Annotated in this window: 19 protein-coding genes; 15 read left to right on the top strand and 4 right to left on the bottom strand. The window is 74.1% G+C overall.

Annotation, left to right across the window (positions count from 1 at the left end; all coding sequences use genetic code 11):
- Window positions 1–40 precede the first annotated feature (40 nt).
- The 6 genes from dxr (at window position 41) to ACFP1Z_RS13030 (ending at window position 7,397) form a co-directional block, all read left to right on the top strand.
- Window positions 41–1,315 carry a 1-deoxy-D-xylulose-5-phosphate reductoisomerase gene (dxr, locus tag ACFP1Z_RS13055; protein WP_390316332.1) on the top strand — a complete coding sequence of 425 codons (1,275 nt, stop codon included), beginning with the start codon at window positions 41–43 and terminating at the stop codon, window positions 1,313–1,315.
- On the top strand, window positions 1,312–2,613 hold the full coding sequence (locus ACFP1Z_RS13050; RefSeq protein ID WP_390316331.1) for a M50 family metallopeptidase: 1,302 nt from the start codon (window positions 1,312–1,314) through the stop codon (window positions 2,611–2,613). The genes dxr and ACFP1Z_RS13050 overlap by 4 nt, the downstream gene beginning before the upstream one ends.
- Before the next feature lie 176 nt (window positions 2,614–2,789).
- Complete coding sequence (gene ispG / locus ACFP1Z_RS13045) at window positions 2,790–3,947, top strand: flavodoxin-dependent (E)-4-hydroxy-3-methylbut-2-enyl-diphosphate synthase (protein ID WP_390316330.1); 1,158 nt, start codon at window positions 2,790–2,792, stop codon at window positions 3,945–3,947.
- 181 nt (window positions 3,948–4,128) lie between these two features.
- Complete coding sequence (locus ACFP1Z_RS13040; protein WP_390316329.1) at window positions 4,129–4,974, top strand: GNAT family N-acetyltransferase; 846 nt, start codon at window positions 4,129–4,131, stop codon at window positions 4,972–4,974.
- Window positions 4,975–5,067: 93 nt separating this feature from the next.
- Window positions 5,068–5,601, top strand: a complete 534-nt coding sequence (locus ACFP1Z_RS13035) for a GNAT family N-acetyltransferase (protein ID WP_390316328.1) — start codon at window positions 5,068–5,070, stop codon at window positions 5,599–5,601.
- A gap of 101 nt (window positions 5,602–5,702) precedes the next feature.
- On the top strand, window positions 5,703–7,397 hold the full coding sequence (locus tag ACFP1Z_RS13030) for a proline--tRNA ligase (RefSeq protein ID WP_390316327.1): 1,695 nt from the start codon (window positions 5,703–5,705) through the stop codon (window positions 7,395–7,397).
- A 111-nt stretch (window positions 7,398–7,508) separates the two neighbouring features.
- Here the strand turns inward: ACFP1Z_RS13030 and ACFP1Z_RS13025 are convergent, their stop codons facing one another.
- From ACFP1Z_RS13025 to ACFP1Z_RS13015, 3 genes are all read right to left on the bottom strand, one after another.
- Window positions 7,509–8,438 carry an aminoglycoside phosphotransferase family protein gene (locus ACFP1Z_RS13025; protein ID WP_390316326.1) on the bottom strand — a complete coding sequence of 310 codons (930 nt, stop codon included), beginning with the start codon at window positions 8,436–8,438 and terminating at the stop codon, window positions 7,509–7,511.
- 73 nt (window positions 8,439–8,511) lie between these two features.
- Complete coding sequence (locus ACFP1Z_RS13020; RefSeq protein WP_390316325.1) at window positions 8,512–8,976, bottom strand: DUF4439 domain-containing protein; 465 nt, start codon at window positions 8,974–8,976, stop codon at window positions 8,512–8,514.
- The gene (locus tag ACFP1Z_RS13015) at window positions 8,973–9,476 is read right to left on the bottom strand and encodes a hypothetical protein (RefSeq protein WP_417801281.1); all 504 of its coding nucleotides are present in this window, start codon (window positions 9,474–9,476) and stop codon (window positions 8,973–8,975) included. The genes ACFP1Z_RS13020 and ACFP1Z_RS13015 overlap by 4 nt, the downstream gene beginning before the upstream one ends.
- Window positions 9,477–9,687: 211 nt before the next feature.
- Here ACFP1Z_RS13015 and rimP point away from each other — a divergent pair, with 211 nt between their 5' ends.
- The 9 genes from rimP to ACFP1Z_RS12970 all read left to right on the top strand — a co-directional run bounded on the left by rimP (window position 9,688) and on the right by ACFP1Z_RS12970 (window position 22,075).
- Window positions 9,688–10,206: a ribosome maturation factor RimP gene (gene rimP / locus ACFP1Z_RS13010; RefSeq protein ID WP_390316322.1), complete on the top strand. Its 519-nt coding sequence runs from the start codon at window positions 9,688–9,690 to the stop codon at window positions 10,204–10,206.
- 2 nt (window positions 10,207–10,208) lie between these two features.
- Window positions 10,209–11,210 (top strand): transcription termination factor NusA, encoded by a 1,002-nt coding sequence (gene nusA, locus ACFP1Z_RS13005; protein WP_390316321.1) that lies wholly within the window; start codon window positions 10,209–10,211, stop codon window positions 11,208–11,210.
- Window positions 11,211–11,331: 121 nt separating this feature from the next.
- Window positions 11,332–11,637, top strand: coding sequence for a YlxR family protein (locus ACFP1Z_RS13000; RefSeq protein ID WP_390316320.1), 306 nt, complete (start codon window positions 11,332–11,334; stop codon window positions 11,635–11,637).
- 145 nt (window positions 11,638–11,782) lie between these two features.
- On the top strand, window positions 11,783–14,773 hold the full coding sequence (gene infB / locus ACFP1Z_RS12995; protein WP_390316319.1) for a translation initiation factor IF-2: 2,991 nt from the start codon (window positions 11,783–11,785) through the stop codon (window positions 14,771–14,773).
- Between the two features lie 142 nt (window positions 14,774–14,915).
- Window positions 14,916–15,209, top strand: a complete 294-nt coding sequence (locus tag ACFP1Z_RS12990; RefSeq protein ID WP_390316318.1) for a DUF503 domain-containing protein — start codon at window positions 14,916–14,918, stop codon at window positions 15,207–15,209.
- Between the two features lie 64 nt (window positions 15,210–15,273).
- Complete coding sequence (gene rbfA / locus ACFP1Z_RS12985) at window positions 15,274–15,738, top strand: 30S ribosome-binding factor RbfA (RefSeq protein ID WP_390316317.1); 465 nt, start codon at window positions 15,274–15,276, stop codon at window positions 15,736–15,738.
- Entirely contained in the window at window positions 15,735–16,661 is a 927-nt protein-coding gene (gene truB / locus ACFP1Z_RS12980) for a tRNA pseudouridine(55) synthase TruB (RefSeq protein WP_390316316.1), read from the top strand. Before rbfA ends, truB begins: the two co-directional genes overlap by 4 nt.
- A 277-nt stretch (window positions 16,662–16,938) precedes the next feature.
- A complete protein-coding gene (locus ACFP1Z_RS12975; RefSeq protein WP_390316315.1) occupies window positions 16,939–21,045 on the top strand; it encodes a serine protease in 4,107 nt (1,368 codons plus the stop codon).
- A 49-nt stretch (window positions 21,046–21,094) separates the two neighbouring features.
- Window positions 21,095–22,075 (top strand): bifunctional riboflavin kinase/FAD synthetase, encoded by a 981-nt coding sequence (locus ACFP1Z_RS12970; protein WP_390316314.1) that lies wholly within the window; start codon window positions 21,095–21,097, stop codon window positions 22,073–22,075.
- A gap of 68 nt (window positions 22,076–22,143) precedes the next feature.
- On the opposite strand, the gene ACFP1Z_RS12965 is transcribed toward ACFP1Z_RS12970, so the two are convergent.
- On the bottom strand, window positions 22,144–23,610 hold a 1,467-nt coding region (locus tag ACFP1Z_RS12965; RefSeq protein WP_390316312.1), incomplete at its 5' end, for a MinD/ParA family ATP-binding protein.

The raw sequence follows: 23,610 nt of genomic DNA, 5'->3' as shown, positions 1-23,610 counted from the left end.
CCGGTCCGCCCCGCCGGCCGAAGACGCAACAATGGGGTCCATGACGGACTCCCTCGCCAACCCGCACCTGCGCCACCCGCTGCCCGCCGCCGGCGGCCCGCGCGAGATCGTGATCCTCGGCTCGACCGGCTCCATCGGCACCCAGGCCATCGATCTCGTGCTGCGCAACCCCGACCGGTTCACGGTCACCGGCCTGTCGGCCGCCGGGGGCCGGGTCGCCCTGCTCGCCGAGCAGGCACGGCGGCTGCGGGTGCGGACGGTCGCCGTCGCGCAGGAGGAGAAGGTGCCCGCGCTGCGCGAGGCGCTGGCGGCGCAGTACGGCCGCGAGCCGCTGCCGGAGGTCTGGGCCGGGCCCGACGCGGCCACCGAACTGGCCCGCAGCGAGTGCCACACCGTCCTCAACGGCATCACCGGCTCCATCGGCCTCGCCCCGACCCTGGCCGCCCTGGCCGCGGGCCGCAGCCTGGCCCTGGCCAACAAGGAGTCGCTGATCGTCGGCGGCCCGCTGGTGAAGGCACTGGCCAGGCCCGGACAGATCGTCCCCGTGGACTCCGAGCACGCCGCGCTCTTCCAGGCCCTGCTCGGCGGCAGCCGCGCCGAGGTCCGCAAGCTCGTCGTCACCGCCTCCGGCGGGCCCTTCCGCGGCCGCAGCAAGGACGAGCTCGCGCACGTCACGCCGAAGGACGCGCTCGCCCACCCGACCTGGTCCATGGGCCCGGTGATCACGGTGAACTCGGCGACCCTGGTCAACAAGGGCCTGGAGGTCATCGAGGCGCATCTGCTCTACGACATCCCCTTCGACCGCATCGAGGTCGTCGTCCACCCGCAGTCCTACGTCCACTCGATGGTGGAATTCGTCGACGGCTCCACCCTCGCCCAGGCCACCCCGCCGGACATGCGCGGACCCATCGCCATCGGCCTCGGCTGGCCCGAGCGCGTCCCGGACGCGGCCCCCGCCTTCGACTGGTCCACCGCCTCCACCTGGGAGTTCTTCCCGCTCGACGACGAGGCGTTCCCGGCGGTGAACCTGGCCCGGCACGTCGGCGGCCTCGGCGGCACCGCGCCCGCCGTCTTCAACGCCGCCAACGAGGAGTGCGTGGACGCCTTCCTGGCGGGGAAGCTGCCGTTCAACGGGATTGTCGATACGGTCGCGCAGATCGTGGCCGAACACGGCGAACCCGCTGCGGGAACCCGGCTGACGGTCCCGGACGTCCTGCAGGCGGAGAGCTGGGCCCGCGCGCGGGCCCGGGAACTGGCGGCGCACACGGCTCCCGCGGCCCGCAGCGCACAGGCGACCTCGGAGGCCCGCGCATGACGACCCTGATGACCGTCCTCGGCATACTCGTGTTCGTGGTGGGGCTGCTGTTCTCCATCGCCTGGCACGAGCTCGGCCATCTCTCGACCGCGAAGCTGTTCGGCATCCGGGTGCCGCAGTACATGGTCGGCTTCGGGCCGACGATCTTCTCGCGGAAGAAGGGCGACACCGAGTACGGCATCAAGGCCGTCCCGCTCGGCGGCTACATCCGCATGATCGGCATGTTCCCGCCGGGCGCCGACGGGCGGCTCAGCGCGCGCTCCACCTCCCCGTGGCGCGGCATGATCGAGGACGCCCGCTCGGCGGCCTTCGAGGAACTGCGGCCCGGCGACGAGAGCCGGCTGTTCTACACGCGCAAGCCGTGGAAACGCGTGATCGTCATGTTCGCCGGGCCGTTCATGAACCTGGTGCTGGCCGTGGCGATCTTCCTCGGCGTGATGATGTCCTTCGGCATCAGCACCCAGACCACCACCGTCTCCACGGTCTCCGAGTGCGTGGTGGCCGCCACCGCCAAGACCGACAAGTGCCCCCAGGGCGCCAAGGACTCCCCGGCCAAGGCCGCCGGCCTCCAGCCGCGCGACAGGATCGTGGAGTTCAACGGGCACCGCACCGACGACTGGGCCACGCTCCAGCGCGAGATCCGCAAGACCACCGGACCGGCCACCGTGACGGTCCTGCGCGACGGCAGGCGCATGACCCTGCACGCGGACCTGATCTCCAACCAGGTGCAGAAGTACGACCGCAAGGGCGCCCCGATCAAGGGACAGTACGTCACCGCCGGCTTCCTCGGCTTCTCGCCCGCCACCGGGGTCGTCCCGCAGACCTTCGGCCAGTCCGTGGACCGCATGGGCGACATGGTGCAGACCGGCGTCCAGTCCCTCCTCGACCTGCCCGGCAAGATCCCCGACCTGTGGCGGGCCGCCTTCGACGGCGCCGAGCGCAAGCCCGACTCCCCGATGGGCGTCGTCGGCGCCGCCCGCGTCGGCGGCGAGGTCTTCAACCTCGACATCCCGCCGTCGCAGCAGATCGCCACGATGCTCTTCCTGCTGGCCGGCTTCAACCTGTCGCTGTTCCTGTTCAACATGCTCCCGCTGCTGCCGCTCGACGGCGGGCACATCGCCGGCGCCCTGTGGGAGTCCCTGCGGCGGAACTGCGCCAAGGTCTTCCGCCGCCCCGACCCGGGCCCGTTCGACGTGGCGAAGCTCATGCCGGTCGCCTATGTCGTCGCGGGCATCTTCATCTGCTTCACGCTGCTCGTGCTGATCGCGGACGTGGTCAATCCCGTCCGGCTCACCTGACCGCGGCGGACACCGGCACCGTTCGAACACCGGCGGCCGGGCACAGCCCGTGCCCGGCCGTCCACGTTCGAGTGGGAAACGGGACGGGATGTGCTTCGAACAGATCGGGTGCCGTAATCTCGAAGCGGAGCCCGCCGATCTCGGGACCTGAATCCACACTTGGGGTTGCTCGACAGATGACTGCCATTTCTCTGGGAATGCCGTCCGTTCCTCTCAAGCTCGCCGACCGACGGGTCAGCCGGAAGATCCAGGTCGGTTCCGTGGCCGTCGGCGGCGACGCCCCCGTCTCGGTGCAGTCGATGACCACCACGCGCACCTCCGACATCGGCGCGACGCTCCAGCAGATCGCCGAACTGACGGCGTCCGGCTGCCAGATCGTCCGCGTGGCCTGTCCCACCCAGGACGACGCGGACGCGCTGCCGGTCATCGCGAGGAAGTCGCAGATCCCGGTGATCGCGGACATCCACTTCCAGCCGAAGTACGTCTTCGCGGCGATCGACGCCGGCTGCGCCGCGGTGCGGGTCAACCCGGGCAACATCAAGCAGTTCGACGACAAGGTCAAGGAGATCGCGAAGGCGGCCTCCGACGCGGGCACCCCGATCCGTATCGGCGTGAACGCCGGTTCCCTGGACAGGCGGCTGCTGCAGAAGTACGGCAAGGCCACCCCCGAGGCGCTGGTGGAGTCCGCGCTGTGGGAGGCCTCGCTCTTCGAGGAGCACGGCTTCCGCGACATCAAGATCTCGGTCAAGCACAACGACCCGGTCGTGATGATCAACGCCTACCGGCAGCTGGCCGCCCAGTGCGACTACCCGCTGCACCTGGGCGTCACCGAGGCCGGACCCGCCTTCCAGGGCACCGTGAAGTCCGCGGTCGCCTTCGGCGCCCTGCTCTCCGAGGGCATCGGCGACACCATCCGCGTCTCCCTCTCCGCCCCGCCGGCCGAGGAGATCAAGGTCGGCAACCAGATCCTGGAGTCCCTCGGCCTGCGCCAGCGCGGCCTGGAGATCGTCTCCTGCCCGTCCTGCGGCCGCGCCCAGGTCGACGTCTACAAGCTCGCCGACGAGGTCACCGCGGGCCTGGAGGGCATGGAGGTCCCGCTGCGCGTCGCCGTCATGGGCTGCGTCGTCAACGGCCCCGGCGAGGCCCGCGAGGCCGACCTGGGCGTGGCCTCCGGCAACGGCAAGGGCCAGATCTTCGTCAAGGGCGAGGTCATCAAGACCGTCCCCGAGTCGAAGATCGTGGAGACCCTCATCGAGGAGGCCATGAAGATCGCCGAGCAGATGGAGAAGGACGGCGCCGCCTCCGGCGAGCCCACCGTCAGCGTCAGCGGCTGACAGCACGCGCGGGCCGCGGGTCCGCCGGTCCTGAGCGAGGCGGTGCCCCGCCGTATCCTGCGCACGGCGGGGCACGGCCTGGGGACCGGCCCGCGGGGAGGCCGTGCGCAGGGCGGAGAGGTACAGTTCCCCTCATCTGTTCCCCCGACCCGGAGCCCACGACGGTGAGGCGTATCCCCACGTGCTGACCACGACCACCACCAAGGTCCTGGAGCCCGGCGAGCTCGACGCCGCCCTCGCCGTCCTCGACCGCGATCCCGTCGCCAACGCCTTCGTCGCCGCCCGCGTCCACGTCGCCGGCCTCGACCCGTGGCGGCTCGGCGGCGAGATGTGGGGCTGGTACGCCGACGGCCGTCTCGAAGCCCTCTGCTACGCCGGCGCCAACCTCGTGCCCATCGGCGCGGGCCCCGAGGCCGTACGGGCCTTCGCCGAGCGCGCCCGCCGCGCCGGCCGCCGCTGCTCGTCCATCGTCGGCCCCGCCGAGGCCACCGCCGGCCTGTGGGAGCTCCTCGAACCGCACTGGGGCCCGGCCCGCGAAGTCCGCGCCCACCAGCCCCTGATGGTCACCCGTTCCCTGCCCGCCGGTATCGAGCCCGACCCCCTCGTACGCCGCATCCGCAAGGACGAGATGGACCTGATCATGCCGGCGTGCGTGGCGATGTTCACCGAGGAGGTCGGGGTCTCCCCGCTGGCCGGCGACGGCGGACTGCTCTACCAGGCACGCGTCGCCGAACTCGTCGGCTCCGGGCGGTCGTTCGCCCGGATCGAGGACGGCCACGTCGTCTTCAAGGCCGAGATCGGCGCCGCCACCGCCCGCGCCTGCCAGATCCAGGGCGTGTGGGTCGCCCCCGAACACCGCGGCCGCGGGCTCGCCGTGGCGGGCATGGCCGCCGTGCTGCGCTACGCCCTCACCGAGGTCTCCCCGCTCGTCAGCCTCTACGTCAACGACTACAACACCGCCGCCAGGGCCACCTACCGGCGCGTGGGCTTCCGCGAGACCGGCGCCTTCATGAGTGTCCTGTTCTAGCCCCCTGTTCCGGCGTCCTGTTCCGGAGCCCCCGTGATCCGGCGTTGGTGATCCGCCCCCCGGCGGCGGCCGCCGTACGGGTAGCCTCCCGGCATGGATGACATCGTGGTCGGCCCCCTCGACCTCGCCGCGCGCGTCGACGAGGCGCTCCAGGTACAGGCGCTCGCCTTCGGCCTCACGGCGGAGGAGATCGGCGTACGGCGCCACATCGTGCTCCGGCACCTCGCCTGCCCCGGGGCCCGCGCGCTCGGCGCGACCACACCCACCGGCCGGCTCGTCGGCTTCGTCTACGGCATGCCCAACGACCGCAGACACTGGTGGTCCACGGTCGTCGAGCCGTATCTGCGGGCCACCGGCTGCGAGGAGTGGCTCGACGACTCCTTCGTCATCACCGAACTGCACGTCCACCCCGCCTTCCAGAAGCGGCGCATCGGCCGGACCCTGATCACCGCCATCACCGCGGGGGCGAGCGAACCGCGCTCGATCCTCTCCGCCATCGACGTCGAGAGCCCGGCCCGCGCCCTGTACCGCAAACTGGGCTACCGCGACCTGGCCCGGCCCGTGCACTTCCCGAGCGCGCCCAGCCCGTACGTGGTGATGGGCGCGGAACTGCCGCTGCTCGACTGAGGGGCCGACGGCCCGGCCGCGGAATACTCGTTTGCGCCGGTGGCGGCGGCGGCCGCTACCCTCCTGGGAACCCAACCGCACCCCTGCCCGGGAGACCCGCCATGGCCCACGTCCAGCGCATGTCCACGACGTTGCTCAAGACCTTGCGCGACGACCCGGCCGACGCCGAGACCGCGAGCCACAAGCTGCTGGTCCGCGCCGGTTACGTACGCCGTACCTCCGCGGGGGTCTTCACCTGGCTGCCCCTGGGCAAGAAGGTGCTCGACAACGTCGCCCGCGTCGTGCGCGAGGAGATGGACGCCATCGGCGGGCAGGAAGTGCTGCTGCCCGCCCTGCTGCCCCGGGAGCCCTACGAGACCAGCGGACGCTGGGACGAGTACGGCGAACTCCTCTTCCGCCTGAAGGACCGCAAGGGCGCCGACCATCTGCTCGGCCCCACCCACGAGGAGGTCTTCACCCTCACGGTCAAGGACCAGTGCGCGTCCTACAAGGACCTGCCGGTGATCCTCTATCAGATCCAGACGAAGTACCGCGACGAGGCACGGCCCCGCTCCGGGGTGCTGCGCGGACGCGAGTTCCAGATGAAGGACTCCTACTCCTTCGACGTCACCGACGAGGGCCTCGCCGAGTCCTACCGGCTGCACCGCGCCGCCTACACGCGCATCCTGGACCGGCTCGGCCTCGACTACCGCGTCGTCTCCGCGGTCTCGGGCGCGATGGGCGGCTCGGCGTCCGAGGAGTTCCTGGCGCCCGCGGCCGCCGGGGAGGACACCTTCGTCGACTGCCCCCGCTGCGACTACGCCGCCAACACCGAGGCCGTCACGGCCGTCGTCGCCCCCGCGGACCCGTCCGGGCACGGCCCCGTCGAGGAACTGGACACCCCGGACACCCCCACCATCGAGACCCTCGCCCGGCACCTGGGCGTGCCCGCCTCCGCGACGCTGAAGAACCTCCTCGTCAAGGTCGACGGCGAGATCACGGCCGTGTCCGTGCCCGGCGACCGCGAGGTGGACCTCGGCAAGCTGGCCGGGCATCTGGCGCCCGCCGCCGTGGAGTTGGTGACCGCCGAGGACTTCGCGGACCGGCCCGGCCTGGTGCGCGGCTACGTCGGCCCCCAGGGCCTGGACCTGCCCTGCATCGCCGACCCCCGGATCGCGCCCGGCACTTCGTGGATCACCGGCGCCAACCGGCCCGGCCGGCACGCCCGGAACGTCGTGTGCGGACGGGACTTCACCGTCGGCCGCCACCTCGACGTCGTCGTGGTCGAACCCGGCGACCCCTGCCCCCGCTGCGGGGCCGGCCTCGCCGTCGGGCGGGCCGTCGAGGTCGGCCACATCTTCCAGCTGGGCCGCAAGTACGCCGACGCCTTCGGCCTGGACGTGCTCGGCCCGCAGGGCAGGCCGGTTCGGGTCACGATGGGCTCGTACGGCATCGGCGTCTCGCGCCTGGTGGCCGCGCTCGCCGAACAGACCCACGACGACGCGGGCCTGTGCTGGCCCCGCGAGGCCGCGCCCGCCGACGTCCACATCGTGGCGGCCGGCAAGGCCCCCCAGACCGAACTCGCCCTGGAGACCGCGGAGAAGCTCGGCGCGGCGGGCGTACGCGTCCTGGTCGACGACCGTACGGGCGTCTCCCCGGGCGTCAAGTTCACCGACGCGGAACTCATCGGAGTGCCGACGATCCTCATCGTGGGCCGGGGCGCCACCAAGGGCCGCGTCGAACTGAAGGACCGCCGCACGGGCAGCCGCGAGGAACTCCCGCTGGAGCAGGCGGTGGCCCGGCTGACGGGGGCGTAGCGGCGGGGTGCGCGCGGGGCAACGGGCCCCGGGCGGCGCCGGGTTGGCGCGCCGGCGCCCCATCCGGCCGCCCCGCCAGGGGCACCGCCTCACGCGACCGTGCCGGAGGCGTCAAAGCATCGCGGCGAATTCCAGGAGGAGTTCGCCCGCCGGGCGGCTGCCGTGGGCCAGGGCGGACAGGCCCGCGTGTGTGGCGCGGAAGAGGGTCCAGCCGCGCAGCCGTTCCGCGTCGACATCGAGGGCGTCGGCGAGCCGTGTCACACGGCGGCGGGCGCCGGCGCCCGAGCCGGGGGAGGCCAGGAGGGTGTCGACGCGGTCCCGGACCAGCCACGCGAGGTCGTAGGCCCGCTCGCCCACCAGGGGGCGCGGGCCGACCGCGAGCCACGGCGCGCGGCTGCCCGCGAGCACCTTGCCCTGCTCGTACGCGCCGTGCAGCAGACAGTCCGGCTCCTGACCGCCGGCGGTCAGCGCCTCGCGCAGGTCCAGCGCCTCCTCGGCCAGCGCCCGCGCCTCGGCGGCCCACGGCTGCGCGCCGTACTCCCGTACGGCCCCGGCGAGGCGGGCCGTGCCGTCGGCCACGGACGGGAACGGGTGGTCCTGCGGCGGGCGCACCCACAGGCGCTGCAGCGTGGCCGTGGCCTCCAGCACGGCCTTGGGCTCCGTCAGGGAGCGCAGGCTCACCTCGCCCGAGAGCCGCTCCAGCAGCAGTACGCCCGCTTCCGTGTCGGCGCGCAGCGGCCGTACCGCGCCCAGGCCGTGCCAGGCGGTGAGCGCCGCGTGCTCCAGGGCGGCCCGGCCGTCGGGCAGGGCGAGTTTGAGCGCGGCGGGGGTGCCGTCGGACTGCCGCACGAGGACGAGCATGCTGCTGCGGCCGCCGGGCGTCACAACCCGTTCGGGTGTCAACTCCCAGCGTTCCAGGTACTCCTGAACGGTGTGCGGCAGCTTCGCGAGCCAGGCGTGCGCCGTCTCGTCGGCGGGGCCGGCACCCAGGCTGCGGGCCAGCCGCTCCGGCGGTTCGAAGCGGTGGTCGGCGATGCTCATCCTGGCGCTGTCCTTTGCCGTGCTGTCCGTCTGTCGTGCTGTCGGTCTGCCGTGCTGCCTGTCGTGAGGGCTGTCAGCTGTGTGCGGGGGAGGGGCTCGCGGAGCCGGTCCCGGGCCCGCCGGGCAGCCCGGGGAAGGCTACGCCGTCCCCGCTCCAGCGCACCGCGCGCACCGCCGCCTCCCGCAGGGCGGCCGCGGCCTCGCGCCGCAGGGCCCCGCTCGCGGCGCCGACCAGGGCGGCGTAGACCGCGCCGACGCGGTTCTCCAGCTCGGCGGCGAGCCGCACGGCCGCCGCCTCGTCCGGTACGGGGAACGGCAGCGCGTACGCGGCGGCGGCCGCCTCGGGCGCCGCGCCCAGCTCCCGTACGGTCCGTTCCATCGCGTCGCGGCGCGCCCGGTGCGCGTCGTACGCCTCGCGCGCCGCGTCGGCCCGCGCCTCGCCGACGTGCGCGCCGACGACCCCGTACCCGTACACCGCCGCGTGCTCGGCGGCCAGCGCCGCCTGCGCGGCCGTGAGTGTCTCCCGGGCGGCGCTCATGCCGTGCCCCGCAGCAGGAAGGCGTGGGCCGCGCAGGCGGCCGCGACGGAGGCGAGCAGCCGGGCCAGTTCGGGCGGCGCCGCGTCCAGGGCGGCGGTACGGGCGTCACCGGCGCGGCGCTCGGCGTCGGCGAGCGCGGCCAGCGCGGCCTTCTCGTCCCCCGGTACCCCGTCGGCCGCGGGGGAGGGCTGCGGGGAGGCCGCGAACGCCCCCGCGTGCAGGGCGACTTGGTCCCGCAGGGGCCGCAGCCGGGCGGCGAGGGCGGGGTGGGCGCCGGCCGTCGCGTCGTAGCGGGCCAGCAGTGCGAGCGTGTCCCGGCCGGCGGCCTCGCGCAGCCGCCGCCCGGCGGGCGCCCGCTCCGCGCTGTCGTCCCCGGGGCCGGGGGAACCGCCGGAGCAGCCGGAGAGCCCGATGAGCGCGGCCGCGCTCCCGGCGAGTACCCTGCGTCGCCGCGGCCCGTCCGGGCCGCGCGTCGTGGTCGTGATCGGCACGGTCCTCATTTCCGCTTCCGCCCCCGCGGCGGGAACCGCCGGAGCTCGTCATGATCACCGCAGGTGAGCGTACCGGCTTCCGTTCCCCCGCACGGGCAGCCGCAGCACGCCGGACGCCCCCGACCAGGCACCGAATCGTCAGCGGGCTGCCGGAACAGATAGGCTTTGACCTGACACGCGACTTTCCCACAACAGCACACGCGGCCGAGGAGTCACCCGGATGAGCACCACCCAGAGCGAGCGGCTGCGCGAGCTGCTGGCCCCTCTCGTGAGCGCGCGGGAGCTGGATCTGGAAGAAGTCGAGGTGACCACGGCCGGCAAGCGGCGTGTGCTGCGCATCGTCGTGGACTCCGAGCAGGGCGTCGAGCTGGACGAGTGCGCCGACGTCAGCCGCGCGGTCTCGGAGAAGCTCGACGAGACGGACGCCATGGGCGGCGCCCCGTACGTCCTGGAGGTCACCTCCCCCGGCGCCGACCGCCCCCTGACCGAGCACCGGCACTACGTGCGCGCGACCGGCCGGCTGATGAAGGCCCGGCTGACCTCGGGCGACGAGCTGGTGGCCCGCATCGTCGCCGTGGACGACGAAGGACTGGATCTGCAGGTGCCGGGCGTCAAGGGCCGCAAGCCCACCGCCCGCCGCCTGGCCTTCGACGAGATCGCGAAGGCCCGCGTGGAGGTCGAGTTCAACCGCAAGGCCGCGGAAAAGGCCACTGACGACGAGAGCCAAGAGGAGGCGTAGCCGTGGACATCGACATGAGTGCCCTGCGGGGTCTGGTGCGAGAGAAGGAGATCTCCTTCGACCTGCTGGTCGAGGCGATCGAGTCGGCCCTCCTCATCGCCTACCACCGCACCGAGGGAAGCCGCCGCCGCGCCCGCGTCGTGCTCGACCGCAACAGCGGCCATGTGACGGTGTGGGCCCAGGAGGATCCGCAGGACGTCCCCGAGGGCCAGGAGCCCCGCGAGTTCGACGACACCCCCTCCGGTTTCGGCCGGATCGCCGCGACCACCGCGAAGCAGGTCATCCTCCAGCGTCTGCGCGACGCCGAGGACGAGATCACTTTCGGTGAGTTCGCGGGCCGCGAGGGCGACGTCGTCGCGGGCGTGGTCCAGCAGGGCAAGGACCCCAAGAACGTCCTGGTCGACATCGGCAAGCTGGAGGCCATCCTGCCGGTGCAGGAGCAGGTCCCCGGCGAGGAGTACAAGCACGGCACGCGGCTGCGCACCTACGTGGTGCGGGTGGCCAAGGGCGTGCGCGGCCCGTCCGTGACGCTCTCGCGCACCCACCCGAACCTGGTGAAGAAGCTCTTCGCCATGGAGGTCCCGGAGATCGCCGACGGCACGGTGGAGATCGCGGCCATCGCCCGCGAGGCCGGTCACCGCACCAAGATCGCCGTGCGCTCGACCCGCCCCGGCCTGAACGCCAAGGGCGCCTGCATCGGCCCGATGGGCGGCCGGGTGCGCGCGGTGATGGCCGAGCTCAACGGCGAGAAGATCGACATCGTGGACTGGTCCGAGGACCCCGCCGAGCTGGTGGCGCACGCGCTGTCGCCCGCGCGGGTGAGCAAGGTCGAGATCGTCGACCTCGGCTCCCGCTCCGCGCGGGTGACCGTCCCCGACTACCAGCTCTCGCTCGCCATCGGCAAGGAGGGGCAGAACGCCCGCCTCGCCGCGCGGCTCACGGGCTGGCGGATCGACATCCGCCCGGACACCGAGCAGGGCGAGCCGGGCGCCGACCGCGGCTGAGCCCGCCCGGGACGGCGGTCCGGGAATGCGGCCCGCCGCCGTGGCGTTCTGGCCGAAACGTATACGTGGCCGATCACTGCCCCCCAGGGGTGAGGTCGGCACGGGGAGGTAGACTTAACCAGTGTCTGGCCGGACGCATGCCCGCGCATGCCCTGAGCGAACCTGTGTGGGGTGCCGGGAGCGAGCGGCCAAGGGTGATCTGCTGCGGATCGTGCTGATCGAGGGCGCCTGCGTTCCCGATCCGCGCGGTACGCTGCCCGGCCGGGGTGCCTCCGTGCATCCCACACTGGTCTGTCTTGACCTGGCGGTCCGCCGCCGGGCGTTCCCGCGGGCCTTTCGGACCCAGGGACCGCTCGACACCGCGGCGCTGCGCCAGTACCTCGGACAGGCCGGCCGGTGCCAGGAGCACCGGCAGGCAACACCGTAAGAAGCACGGCACGGGTGACCGTGCGGTCAGGTACCTCGCGAGTCGGAAGTAGGTCGAGATTGCGATGAGCACTCGATGAGTACGCGATGAGTACGCCCATGAAGTAGCGACGGTCCGGCGGACACCCGGACCTAGAAGGAGCGAAGTGGCTAAGGTCCGGGTATACGAACTCGCCAAGGAGTTCGGAGTCGAGAGCAAGGTCGTCATGGCCAAGCTCCAAGAACTTGGTGAATTCGTCCGTTCGGCGTCCTCGACGATCGAGGCGCCGGTCGTCCGTAAGTTGACTGACGCGTTGCAGGGGTCCGGCGGCAAGTCCGCCGCGAAGCCCGCGGCGCCGCGCAAGGCTGCGCCGAAGCCGGGTGCCCCCACTCCGGGCGCCCCCCGTCCTGCTGCCCCCAAGCCGGCGGCGCAGGCCCCCACTCCCAAGCCCGCCGCGGCCCCGGCGCCCGGCGCGGCGCCCAAGCCCGGTCCGAAGCCCGGCCCGGCGGCCCCGGCCAAGCCCGCCCCGGTCACCCCGGTGCCGGCCGCCGAGTTCTCGGCGCCGCCGGCCCCGGCCGCGCCCTCGGCCCCGCGTCCCGGTGCCCCCGGCCCGCGTCCCGGCGGCCGTCCCGGCCCGTCCGGCCAGCGTGAGGGCGGCCGTTCCGGCGCGCCGCGCCCCGGTCAGGGCCAGGCCCCGCGTCCCGGCGGCCGTCCGGCCGGTCCGCGCCCGGGCAACAACCCCTTCACCTCCGGTGGCTCCACCGGCATGGCCCGTCCGCAGGCCCCGCGCCCGGCCGGTCCGCGCCCCGGTGGCGGTGCCCCCGGTGCCCCGCGTCCGCAGGGCGGTCCCGGCGGCGCTCCGCGTCCGCAGGGTCAGGGCCCGCGTCCGACCCCGGGTGCCATGCCGCGTCCGCAGGCTCCGGGCGGTCCGCGTCCGGGCGGCGCCCGGCCGAACCCCGGCATGATGCCGCAGCGTCCCGCCGCCGGCCCGCGTCCGGGCCCCGGTGGCGGCGGTCGCGGCCCCGGTGCCGGCGGTCGTCCCGGCGGCGGTGCCGGCCGTCCCGGCTTCGCCGGCCGTCCGGCCGGTCCGGGCGGCGGCGGTCGTCCGGGTGGCGGCGGCGGCGGTTTCGCCGGCCGTCCCGGTGGCGGTGGCCCCGGTGGTGGCGGTGGCGGCTTCGGCGGCCGTCCCGGTTTCGGCGGCCGTCCCGGCGGCCCGGGTGCCCGTGGCGGCACGCAGGGTGCCTTCGGCCGTCCCGGCGGTCCGGCGCGCCGCGGCCGCAAGTCCAAGCGCCAGCGTCGCCAGGAGTACGAGGCCATGCAGGCCCCGTCCGTGGGCGGCGTGATGCTGCCGCGCGGCAACGGCGAGACCATCCGGCTCTCCCGTGGCGCCTCCCTCACCGACTTCGCGGAGAAGATCAACGCCAACCCGGCGTCGCTCGTCGCCGTGATGATGAACCTCGGCGAGATGGTCACCGCGACGCAGTCGGTCTCCGACGAGACGCTTGAGCTGCTCGGCGGCGAGATGAACTACGTCGTCCAGATCGTCAGCCCGGAGGAGGAGGACCGCGAGCTCCTGGAGTCCTTCGACATCGAGTTCGGCGAGAACGAGGGCGGCGAGGAGATGCTCGTCGCGCGTCCGCCGGTGGTGACCGTCATGGGTCACGTCGACCACGGTAAGACGCGGCTTCTCGACGCCATCCGCAAGACCAACGTGGTGGCGGGCGAGGCCGGCGGCATCACCCAGCACATCGGTGCCTACCAGGTCGCGACCCAGGTCAACGACGAGGACCGCCGGATCACCTTCATCGACACCCCGGGTCACGAGGCGTTCACCGCCATGCGTGCCCGCGGTGCGAAGTCGACCGACATCGCGATCCTCGTGGTGGCGGCCAACGACGGTGTCATGCCGCAGACGATCGAGGCCCTGAACCACGCCAAGGCGGCCGACGTGCCGATCGTGGTCGCGGTCAACAAGATCGACGTCGAGGGCGCGGACCCGACCAAGGTGCGCGGCCAGCTCACCGAGTTCGGTCTGGTGGCCGAGGAGTACGGCGGCGACACGATGTTCGTCGACATCTCCGCCAAGCAGGGTCTGAACATCGACAAGCTGCTCGAAGCGGTCGTCCTGACCGCCGACGCCGCGCTCGACCTGCGCGCCAACGCGGAGCAGGACGCGCAGGGCATCGCGATCGAGGCCCACCTCGACCGCGGCCGCGGCGCCGTGGCCACCGTCCTCGTCCAGCGCGGTACCCTCCGCGTCGGTGACACGATGGTCGCCGGTGACGCCTACGGCCGGGTCCGCGCGATGCTCGACGACAAGGGCCAGAACGTGGAGGAGGCGGGTCCGTCGACCCCGGTCCTCGTCCTGGGTCTGACCAACGTCCCGGGCGCCGGCGACAACTTCCTGGTGGTCGACGAGGACCGTACGGCCCGTCAGATCGCCGAGAAGCGTGCCGCGCGCGAGCGCAACGCCGCCTTCGCCAAGCGCACCCGCCGGGTGTCCCTGGAGGACCTGGACAAGGTGCTCAAGGCCGGCGAGATCCAGCAGCTCAACCTCATCATCAAGGGCGACGCGTCCGGTTCGGTCGAGGCCCTGGAGTCCTCGCTGCTCCAGCTCGACGTGGGCGAGGAGGTCGACATCCGCGTGCTGCACCGCGGCGTGGGTGCGGTCACCGAGTCCGACATCAACCTGGCGTCCGGCTCCGACGCGATCGTCATCGGCTTCAACGTCCGCGCCGAGGGCCGGGCCACGCAGATGGCCGAGCGCGAGGGCGTCGACGTCCGCTACTACTCGGTCATCTACCAGGCGATCGAGGAGATCGAGGCGGCCCTGAAGGGCATGCTGAAGCCGGAGTACGAAGAGGTCGAGCTCGGTACGGCGGAGATCCGCGAGATCTTCCGCTCGTCCAAGCTGGGCAACATCGCGGGTGTCCTCATCCGCTCCGGCGAGGTCAAGCGCAACACCAAGGCGCGCCTCATCCGCGACGGCAAGGTCATCGCGGAGAACCTCACCATCGAGGGCCTGCGTCGCTTCAAGGACGACGTCACCGAGATCCGCGAGGGTTACGAGGGCGGTATCAACCTCGGCAACTTCAACGACATCAAGGTCGACGACGTCATCGCGACGTACGAGATGCGCGAGAAGCCGCGCGGCTGACGCCGCAACGCGACGCTGGGGCCGGTCGGCGGGAAATTTCCGTCGATCGGCCCCGGCCGTTGCGTGTACGGTTCGAGGGACCAGCAGGGCTCCTGGGGCCCGGTACGTCTCACGCCTCCCGGGTGGGCTTCACCCGTCACGCATGTATGTAGGGACGCTGTCCTTCGACCTCCTCCTCGGCGACGTACGGTCGCTGAAGGAGAAGCGCTCCGTCGTCCGCCCGATCCTCGCCGAGCTGCACCGCAGGTTCGCGGTGAGCGTGGCGGAGGTCGGCGACCAGGACCTGTACCGCAGGGCGAGGCTCGGCCTCGCGGCGGTCTCCGGGGACGCGGGGCACCTCACCGAGATACTGGACCGCTGCGAGCGCTGGGTCGCGGCCCGTCCCGAGGTGGAGCTGCTGTCGGTACGGCGGCGGTTCCACGGCGAGGACGACTGACGGCGGCCGCCGGGCGGACCTCCGGCGTCGCAAGCACAATGGACAACAAGAAGGAGAAGGACCAGTGGCCGACAACGCGCGGGCGAAAAGGCTGGCGGACCTCATCCGCGAGGTCATCGCCCAGAAGCTGCAGCGCGGCATCAAGGACCCGCGGCTGGGCTCGCACGTGACCATCACGGACACCCGGGTCACCGGCGACCTGCGGGAGGCGACGGTCTTCTACACGGTCTACGGCGACGACGAGGAGCGCGCGAGCGCGGCCGCCGGCCTGGAGAGCGCGAAGGGCATCCTGCGCTCGGAGGTCGGGCGCGCGGCGGGCATCAAGTTCACGCCGACCCTGACGTTCGTCGCCGACGCGCTGCCGGAGACCGCCCGGACCATCGAGGACCTCCTCGACAAGGCCCGGGCCTCGGACGCCAAGGTGCGCGAGGCGTCCTCGGGCGCCGCGTACGCGGGCGAGGCCGACCCGTACCGCAAGCCGGGCGAGGACGCCGGCGAGGACGGCGGTAAGGACGCGGCGGGCGCATGAAGCGGCAGGACACTCCTCCCCGGTCCCCGGCCGGGGGGACCCCGAGCGGGCTCGTCATCGTCGACAAGCCCGCCGGTTTCACCTCGCACGACGTCGTCGCCAAGATGCGGGGCATCGCCCGCACCCGGCGCGTCGGGCACGCGGGGACCCTCGACCCGATGGCGACCGGTGTGCTCGTCCTCGGCGTCGAGCGCGCGACCAAGCTCCTCGGCCATCTCGCGCTGACGGAGAAGGAGTACGTGGCGACGATCCGGCTCGGGCAGAACACCGTGACGGACGACGCGGAGGGCGAGATCACCTCCCGCGCGGACGCCTCGGCGCTCACCCGGGAGGCCATCGACGCCGGGGTCGCGAAGCTCACCGGCGCGATCATGCAGGTGCCGTCGAAGGTCAGCGCCATCAAGATCGACGGCAAGCGCTCGTACAAGCGGGCCCGGGAGGGCGAGGACTTCGAGATCCCCGCGCGGCCGGTGACGGTCTCCTCCTTCACCGTGCACGCCGTGCACCCGGCGCAGGCCGAGGACGGCACCCCGGTGCAGGACGTGCTGGTCTCCGTCGTCTGCTCGTCCGGCACCTATGTGCGGGCCCTCGCCCGCGACCTGGGCGCCGACACCGGCGTCGGCGGGCATCTGACGGCGCTGCGGCGCACCCGCGTCGGCCCGTACGGGCTCGGGCAGGCCCGTACGCTCGAACAGCTCCAGGAGGAGCTGACCGTGATGCCGGTCGCGGACGCGGCGGCCGCCGCCTTCCAGCGCTGGAACGTCGGCGAGGAGCAGGCCCGCCTGCTCGCCAACGGGGTGCGGATCAGGGTGCCGCAGTTCGACACCGAGGGCCCGATAGCGGTCTTCGGCCCGGACGGCCGCTTCCTCGTCCTCGTGGAGAACCAGGGCGGCCGGGCGAAGAGCCTGGCGGCCTTCGGCTGAGCCCGGCCTGTCACGGCGCCCGGCCTGTCACGGCCCCGGTGGCCCGTCCCTCCCGGACGGGCCACCGGGGCCGTTCCGTACCGTGGGACGAAAGGTCCGGCCCACGGTCCCCCTCCCTAGTGCTCTCTATCCAATCGACACTCGGAATTCACTCCAATGGGCAGGCGCTCGGAGTGAACCGAGGGGGTGGAAGGGGGCGCGTTCCGGTCGCGATCTATCCCGCCGATCATCCGCTGCCTACCGTCGAAGCTACGTGCACGGCGGGGAGGTTCGACGGATGAGCGGTCGGCGGACCGATGCGGACGAATCACTGGTCCGCATCCGAGACCTCGCTGGGCGGCCGCGCGGCACGGGATTCCTGGCGGACGACCGCGGCACTCTGATCACCAGCCACGAGGCCGTGGACGGTCTCGCCCGCCTCGTGCTGCTCGCCCCCGGCGACCGCACGTGCCTCGTCGGCGCGGAGGCCGTCACCCCGCTTCCCGGCTGCGACCTGGCACTCGTGCGCACGGAGGGGCTCGGGGCGCCGCCGCTGCCGATCGCCGCGTCGCCCTCGGTCGCGGAGGGGTCCCAGGTGCGGCTGCGGGCCGGCAGCTGGCAGAGCGCCCGCGTGGTCGGCGAGGCCCTGGTGACCTACACGGCCACCGACCGCTTCCATCTCCTGGACGCCGCCGTGGAGTTGCTGCTCACGGAGCGCGAGGGTCTGCGGCTCGGCGAGGAGGCCACGGGCGGGCCCGTGCTCGACGCGCGGTCGGGAGCGGTGGTCGCCGTCCTCGGTACCGCGCTGCACGCCGAGCGCCGCTCCGGGGGTTTCGCGATCCCGCTGCGGGCCGCGGCGGACGCCTCGCCGCACGGCCCGCTGGCCGCGCTCGTCGAGCGCAACGCGGCCACGGTCCCGGCCTTCGGCCCGGATCTGAACCTGGCGGGCGCCCTGCAGCTCACGGCGACCTCGCTCGGCCAGGTCACCACGGCCCGCCCGTGGCGGGACGCGGTCCGCCGCCCGGACGTCGAGGCGGAGTTCGCGCGCTTCCTGGACGGCGGCAGACCGCCCGCCCGCGAGGAGGACGCCCTCGCGGACGGCGCGCCGCCGGGCGCGGCGGGCGCGCTCGCGGGGCCGGGGACAGGACCGGCGGCCGAGGGGGACGATCCGGACAACGCGCCCTGTGGCGAGGGGAGTTCACCGGGCGGGAAGGAGCCGGAGAGGAAGCGGAAGCGGCGCCCGGCCGGCCCGGATCCCGCCGACGGGCAGGACGGGGCCGGGGAAGCCGCTCCCGTCGTGCTCGGTTTCGTCGGCGCCCCCGGCACCGGCCGCACCACCGAGCTGAGCGCGCTGGCCTCCCGGCGGGCCCGCGGCGCCGAGCCCGCGCCGACGCTGTGGCTGCGGGGCGCCGATCTGCAGGAGGGCGACCGCAGCGTCCGGGACGCCGTCGCCCGTGCCCTGAAGTCCGCCGGCCGTATCGTCACCGCCTCCGCCGGGGCCGCGGGCACCGTCGGCGACGCCTCCACGGCCACCCCGGAGACGGTCGCGGCGCTCGCGCACCGCGTGGGCCGCCCCCTGCTCATCGTGCTCGACGGCCCCGAGGAGATGCCGCCCGTCCTCGCCCACGCGCTGCCCGCCTGGACCGCCGCCGGCGTCGACTGGCTGGACGAGCACGGCGCCCGGCTGATCGTGGCCTGCCGCCCCGAGTACTGGGAGACCGCCGGGGCGCTCTTCCCGCGCCGTGCCCTGCACGCGGCCCCGGCCCCGGCGACCGCGCTGGCCAATCCGCGCGGCCTGCCGCGCTGTCTGCACCTGACGGACCTCACGCCCCGCCAGGCCGCCGAGGCCCGGGCCGCGTACGAGGTCCCCCAGGAGGCGATCCAGCCGGCCGACGCGGCCCATCCGCTCACGCTGCGGCTGCTCGCCGAAGTACGGGCGGCGCTGCCCGGCGGCGGGGACGGCAGTGGGGGCAGCGGCGGGGACGGCGCCGGCGAGCAGGCCCCGCCGCCGGACCGCTGGGACGTCTTCTCGGCCTATCTGGACCTGAGTTGTCTGCGCATCGCGGTCCGGCTGGCGGCCGCGCGCAGACCCCCGCTGCGCGGCACGCTCGTCAGACGGCTCGCGGCCCGCGTGGCCGGGCAGGTGCACGAGGCGGCCCGCCGCTGTCTGGGGCCGGGCCAGGGCGAGCTGGAGCGGGAGTCCTTCGAGGAGCTCTTCCCGTGGCGCAACGGCTGGGCGTCCGCCGTGCTCACCGAGGGCCTGCTCGTCCCGGCGGGCAACGGCTACCGCTTCGCGCACGAGGAGTTCGCCGACTGGCTGCAGGGCATGCACCTGGACCTGGACGCGGCCCTGCACACGCTCATCCACCGCTGGTACGAGCCGGAGGCCCCGCCCGCCGACGCGGAGACCCGCCTCCCCTCGCGCCCCGGCGGCGGCCCGCCCCCCGAGGGGCACGTCCCGCCGCCCCCCGGCTCCGCCAAGGCGGCCGCCCGCCGCACCTCCCGCCGGGGCCGCAAGGGCCAGGACCGGCCGCGCCCGCTGCCGGTGCCCCGGCACCGCATCGGCCCCGTGGTCCAGGCGCTGCTGCTGCTCGGCCGCCGCTCGGGCACCGACGAGCTGTGCGAGCGCCTGACCGCGCTCGTGCACGCGGTGGAGGCGCCGCCGAGGGCGGGCGCGCCCCGCTCGCCGGAGCCGGCGCCGCCCCGGCGCGAGGAGCGGGCGGAGGACGAGGGCCGCGCGGCCCTGCCCGACCCCGCCTGGTGGGCCGCACACCTGCTCGGCGAAACGCTGCTGCGCCTGCCCGACGCGACACCCTGCCTGGAGGTGCTGCGGCTGCTCGCCGGGCGGCTGACCGCCCGCGCGCGGGAGACCGGCGGCTTCGACAGCGCCGCGACGAACGCCCTGGGCGGGCTCGCCGAGTTCGGCCCCTGGTTCTGGCTGCGGCTCCCGCTGGGCCTGCCCGAACGCCTGGACCTGCTGCGGCTGTTGCTGCCCGCCGACCCGCCGCCCCCCGGCGCCGAGCGCCCCCACCCCTTCGCGCAGCTCCCGCAGACCGACCGCTTCCTGCCCACCGTGGCGGGCATCCTCACCGAGGACCCGTGCGTCGTGCAGCCCCTGCTGTGCCGCTGGTTCGGCGACGGGCGCCCGCTCCAGACGCCGCCCGGCGAGGCGGGCGCCGACGGGGTCCGGCCCACGGTCGCCACCGCCGCCCAGGCCCTGCTGCACACCCACCGCCGCCGCGCCATCGACGATCTGACCGAGGCCCTGGTGGACGCCGCGCACCCGCTCGCCGACGAGTTGCTGTGCGCCCTCGCCGAGGACGAGCCGTCCGCGCTGTGCCGTGCCGTGGACCGCTGGGCGCACGACGACCGCGTCGAGCGGCACGTGGCCGCCGCCGCGTACGGCCTCAAGGCCGCTCCCCGCGTCGTCATCGACGCGGACCGCGAGCTGCTGCGCTACTCGGCGCTCGCCCTGCTCGCCCGCCCCGCCGAGGGCGCCCTGCACGGCACGGCCCTGACCCTGCTGGTGCGCGACGGCGAGACGCGCGGCAAGTATCTGCCGCAGGCCGTCGCCCGCTTCGCCGCCGGCGACCCGCACGTGCCGGCCGGCGCGCTCGCGCCCGCCCTGACCACGCACCCCGAGCCCGTGCTCGCCGCGTTCCGGGCCCGGCTGTACGAGCCGGGGGACGGCCCGGGGGAGGTGCTGCGCACCCTCGCCGACGTCGGCACGCCCGCGCTCGCGCGCCGGGCCGCGGCCCTCGTCCAGGAGCACATCGAGCACCGCCCCGAGGGCGCGGTCGACGCCGCCGCCTTCGTCGACCGGCGGCTGGAGGCGGGTCCCGCCGCGCGCTCGGTGCTCTTCCCGCTCGTGGTGCACCTGCTGGGCTGCCGCCCGCCGCAGATCCGCCGCGCGCTCGCGCCCGTCCTGGCCTCGCCGGGCACGCCCGTCTCGCGCCCGCTGCGCCAGGAACTGCTGGAGGTGCTGCTGGAGCGCGAGCAGTACGGGCCGTTCGAGCGCGACGTCACGGTGCTGGACGCGCTGCTGCGGGCGGTCGCGGGCGGGGCCCCCGACCGCGTCGAGGCCCGTACCCGCGATCTGGTGCACCGCGTCGGGCTGCTGATGGCCCGCTCCCCGGAGGGCGCGGCCTGTTTCGACCGGCGGCTCGCGCAGCTCGCCCGGGAGATCCCGGTCTTCGGCGCCCAGGTGCGCCGCTGGCTGCGGTCGGCGCCCGCGCAGTGGGCGGTCGTGGTGGGTCCGCGGGCACGGATCCGGATCACGGCGGAGGCCCCGCGCGGCGAGAGCGGCGGCGGGCCGGGAGGGGAAGGTGACGGAGTCGACACCGCCGACCTGACAGCCGGGGCCCTGGCCGATGCGGGGCACCGGGAGGCGGCATGGCACTCTTAGACCTGCGTAGGACAGACAGAAGTTCGGGTTTCGGCGAGGAGCGGGCACAGTGCAGCGCTGGCGTGGCTTGGAGGACATCCCCCAGGACTGGGGGCGCAGCGTCGTCACCATCGGCTCGTACGACGGGGTCCACCGCGGACATCAGTTGATCATCGGCCGTGCGGTGGAGCGGGCGCGGGAGCTGGGGGTGCCCGCCGTCGTGGTCACCTTCGACCCGCACCCGAGCGAGGTCGTCCGGCCCGGCAGCCACCCGCCGCTGCTGGCGGCGCACCACCGGCGCGCGGAGCTGATGGCGGAGCTGGGTGTGGACGCGGTGCTGATCCTGCCGTTCACGGTGGAGTTCTCCAAGCTCTCGCCCGCCGACTTCGTGGTGAAGGTCCTGGTGGACAAGCTGCACGCGCAGTGCGTCGTGGAGGGTCCGAACTTCCGCTTCGGGCACCGGGCCGCGGGCACCGTCGACTTCCTCAAGGAGCTCGGCGCCGTCTACGACTACGAGGTCGAGGTCGTCGACCTGTTCATGAGCGGGGCGGCGGGCGGCGGGCAGCCGTTCTCCTCCACGCTGACCCGCCGCCTGGTCGCCGAGGGCGATGTCGCGGGGGCCGCCGAGATCCTGGGCCGGCCGCACCGGGTCGAGGGCGTCGTGGTGCGCGGCGCGCAGCGCGGCCGCGCGCTGGGCTATCCGACGGCCAATGTGGAGACGCTGCCGCACACCGCGATCCCCGCCGACGGCGTGTACGCGGGCTGGCTGACCGTCGGCGACGAGGCCATGCCGGCGGCGATCTCGGTGGGCACGAACGTGCAGTTCGACGCGACGGAGCGGACGGTCGAGGCGTACGCCATCGACCGCGTCGGCCTCGAACTGTACGGGCTGCACGTGGCCGTGGACTTCCTGGCCTATCTGCGCGGCATGGAGAAGTTCGCCTCGGTCGAGGAGCTCCTGGAGCGGATGGCGCACGACGTGAAGCAGGCCCGTGAGCTGGTGGCCTCCTACGAGCGGGAGCGGGTGGCGGCGAACGCCGCCGGCCGCTGAGCCGGACATGACGGCGAGGGCCCCGGGACGGCGCGTCCCGGGGCCCTCGCCGTGTCCGCCCGCTTCTGCTACTGCTGCTGCGGGTAGCCGTAACCGCCCGGCGGGGGCGGCTGCGGTGGCTGCCAGGCGCCGGGCTGCGGGGGCTGGGGGTGCTGCTGCGGCGGCAGCGGCTGGTGCGGCGCGCTGTCCCCGTAGGGGCTGTGGGGCTGCTGGTACGGGCCCGGGGCGCCCGGCGCGTACGGGCCGCCCGGCTGCGGCTGCTGCCCGTGGCCGCCCGGCACCGGCGGTACGGCCGTGCCGCCACCGTGCTCGCCCCACACGCCGCGCTGCTGCTGGGCCCGCAGGAAGTCCTCGGCGACCAGCGCCGAGAGGGCGAAGTACGCCTCCCGGGTCCTCGGCCGCATCATCTCCAGGTCGACCTCGGCGCCCGCCGCCAGATGCTCGTCGAAGGGGACGACCACGACACCGCGGCAGCGCGTCTCGAAGTGCGCCACGATGTCCTCCACCTTGATCATCTTGCCGGTCTCGCGGACCCCGGAGATCACGGTGACGCTGCGCGAGACCAGTTCGGCGTAGCCGTGCGCGCCGAGCCAGTCGAGGGTGGTGCTGGCGCTGCTCGCGCCGTCCACGGACGGCGTCGAGACGATGATCAACTGGTCGGCGAGGTCGAGGACTCCGCGCATCGCGCTGTAGAGCAGGCCCGTGCCGGAGTCGGTGAGGATGATCGGGTACTGCTGGCCGAGCAGGTCTATCGCGCGCCGGTAGTCCTCGTCGTTGAAGGTCGTCGAGACCGCCGGGTCGACATCGTTCGCGATGATCTCCAGGCCGGAGGGGGCCTGCGAGGTGAAGCGGCGGATGTCCATGTAGCTGTGCAGGCTCGGGATCGCCTGCACGAGGTCACGGATCGTCGCGCCCGTCTCCCGGCGCACGCGGCGGCCGAGCGTGCCCGCGTCGGGGTTGGCGTCGATCGCGAGGATCTTGTCCTGGCGCTCGCTCGCGAGCGTCGCGCCCAGGGCCGTGGTCGTGGTCGTCTTGCCGACGCCGCCCTTGAGGCTGATGACGGCGATGCGGTAGCAGGACAGCACGGGGGTGCGGATGAGATCGAGCCTGCGCTGCCGCTCGGCCTCCTCCTTGCGCCCGCCGAACTTGAAACGGGAGCCCCCCGCCTGCTTCTTGGGCTTCGGTTTGGCGCGCAGCAGCCGCTCCGAGGACAGCTCCATGGACGCCGTGAACCCCAGCGGTGCCCCGCCCACGGTCCGCTGCCGCTGCCCGTCCGCGGCGGCGGGTGAGGGCCAGCCGCCGTCACGGGGGTCGGCGGGGGCCTGCGGGTACGGTCCGGGGGCGCCCGGCGCGTGGGCCTGCGGAGCAGCCGGAGGCTGGGGGTAGCCGTAACCGGGGGGTGCGGCGGGGGAGTTGGCGGCGGGCGTGTGGGGTGGCGGGGTCGGTGGGGTGTGAGGTGCGGGGGAGGTGGCGGGTGTGCCGGGGGCCGGGTGGCCGTAACTGCTTTGCGGGGTGGGTGGGTTGGTCGGGTTGGG

Source organism: Streptomyces gamaensis, from assembly GCF_042656465.1.
Lineage (GTDB): Bacteria > Actinomycetota > Actinomycetes > Streptomycetales > Streptomycetaceae > Streptomyces > Streptomyces gamaensis.
The sequence above is the reverse complement of the archived record's forward strand: the minus strand, read 5'-3'. Positions and strand labels throughout refer to the sequence as shown.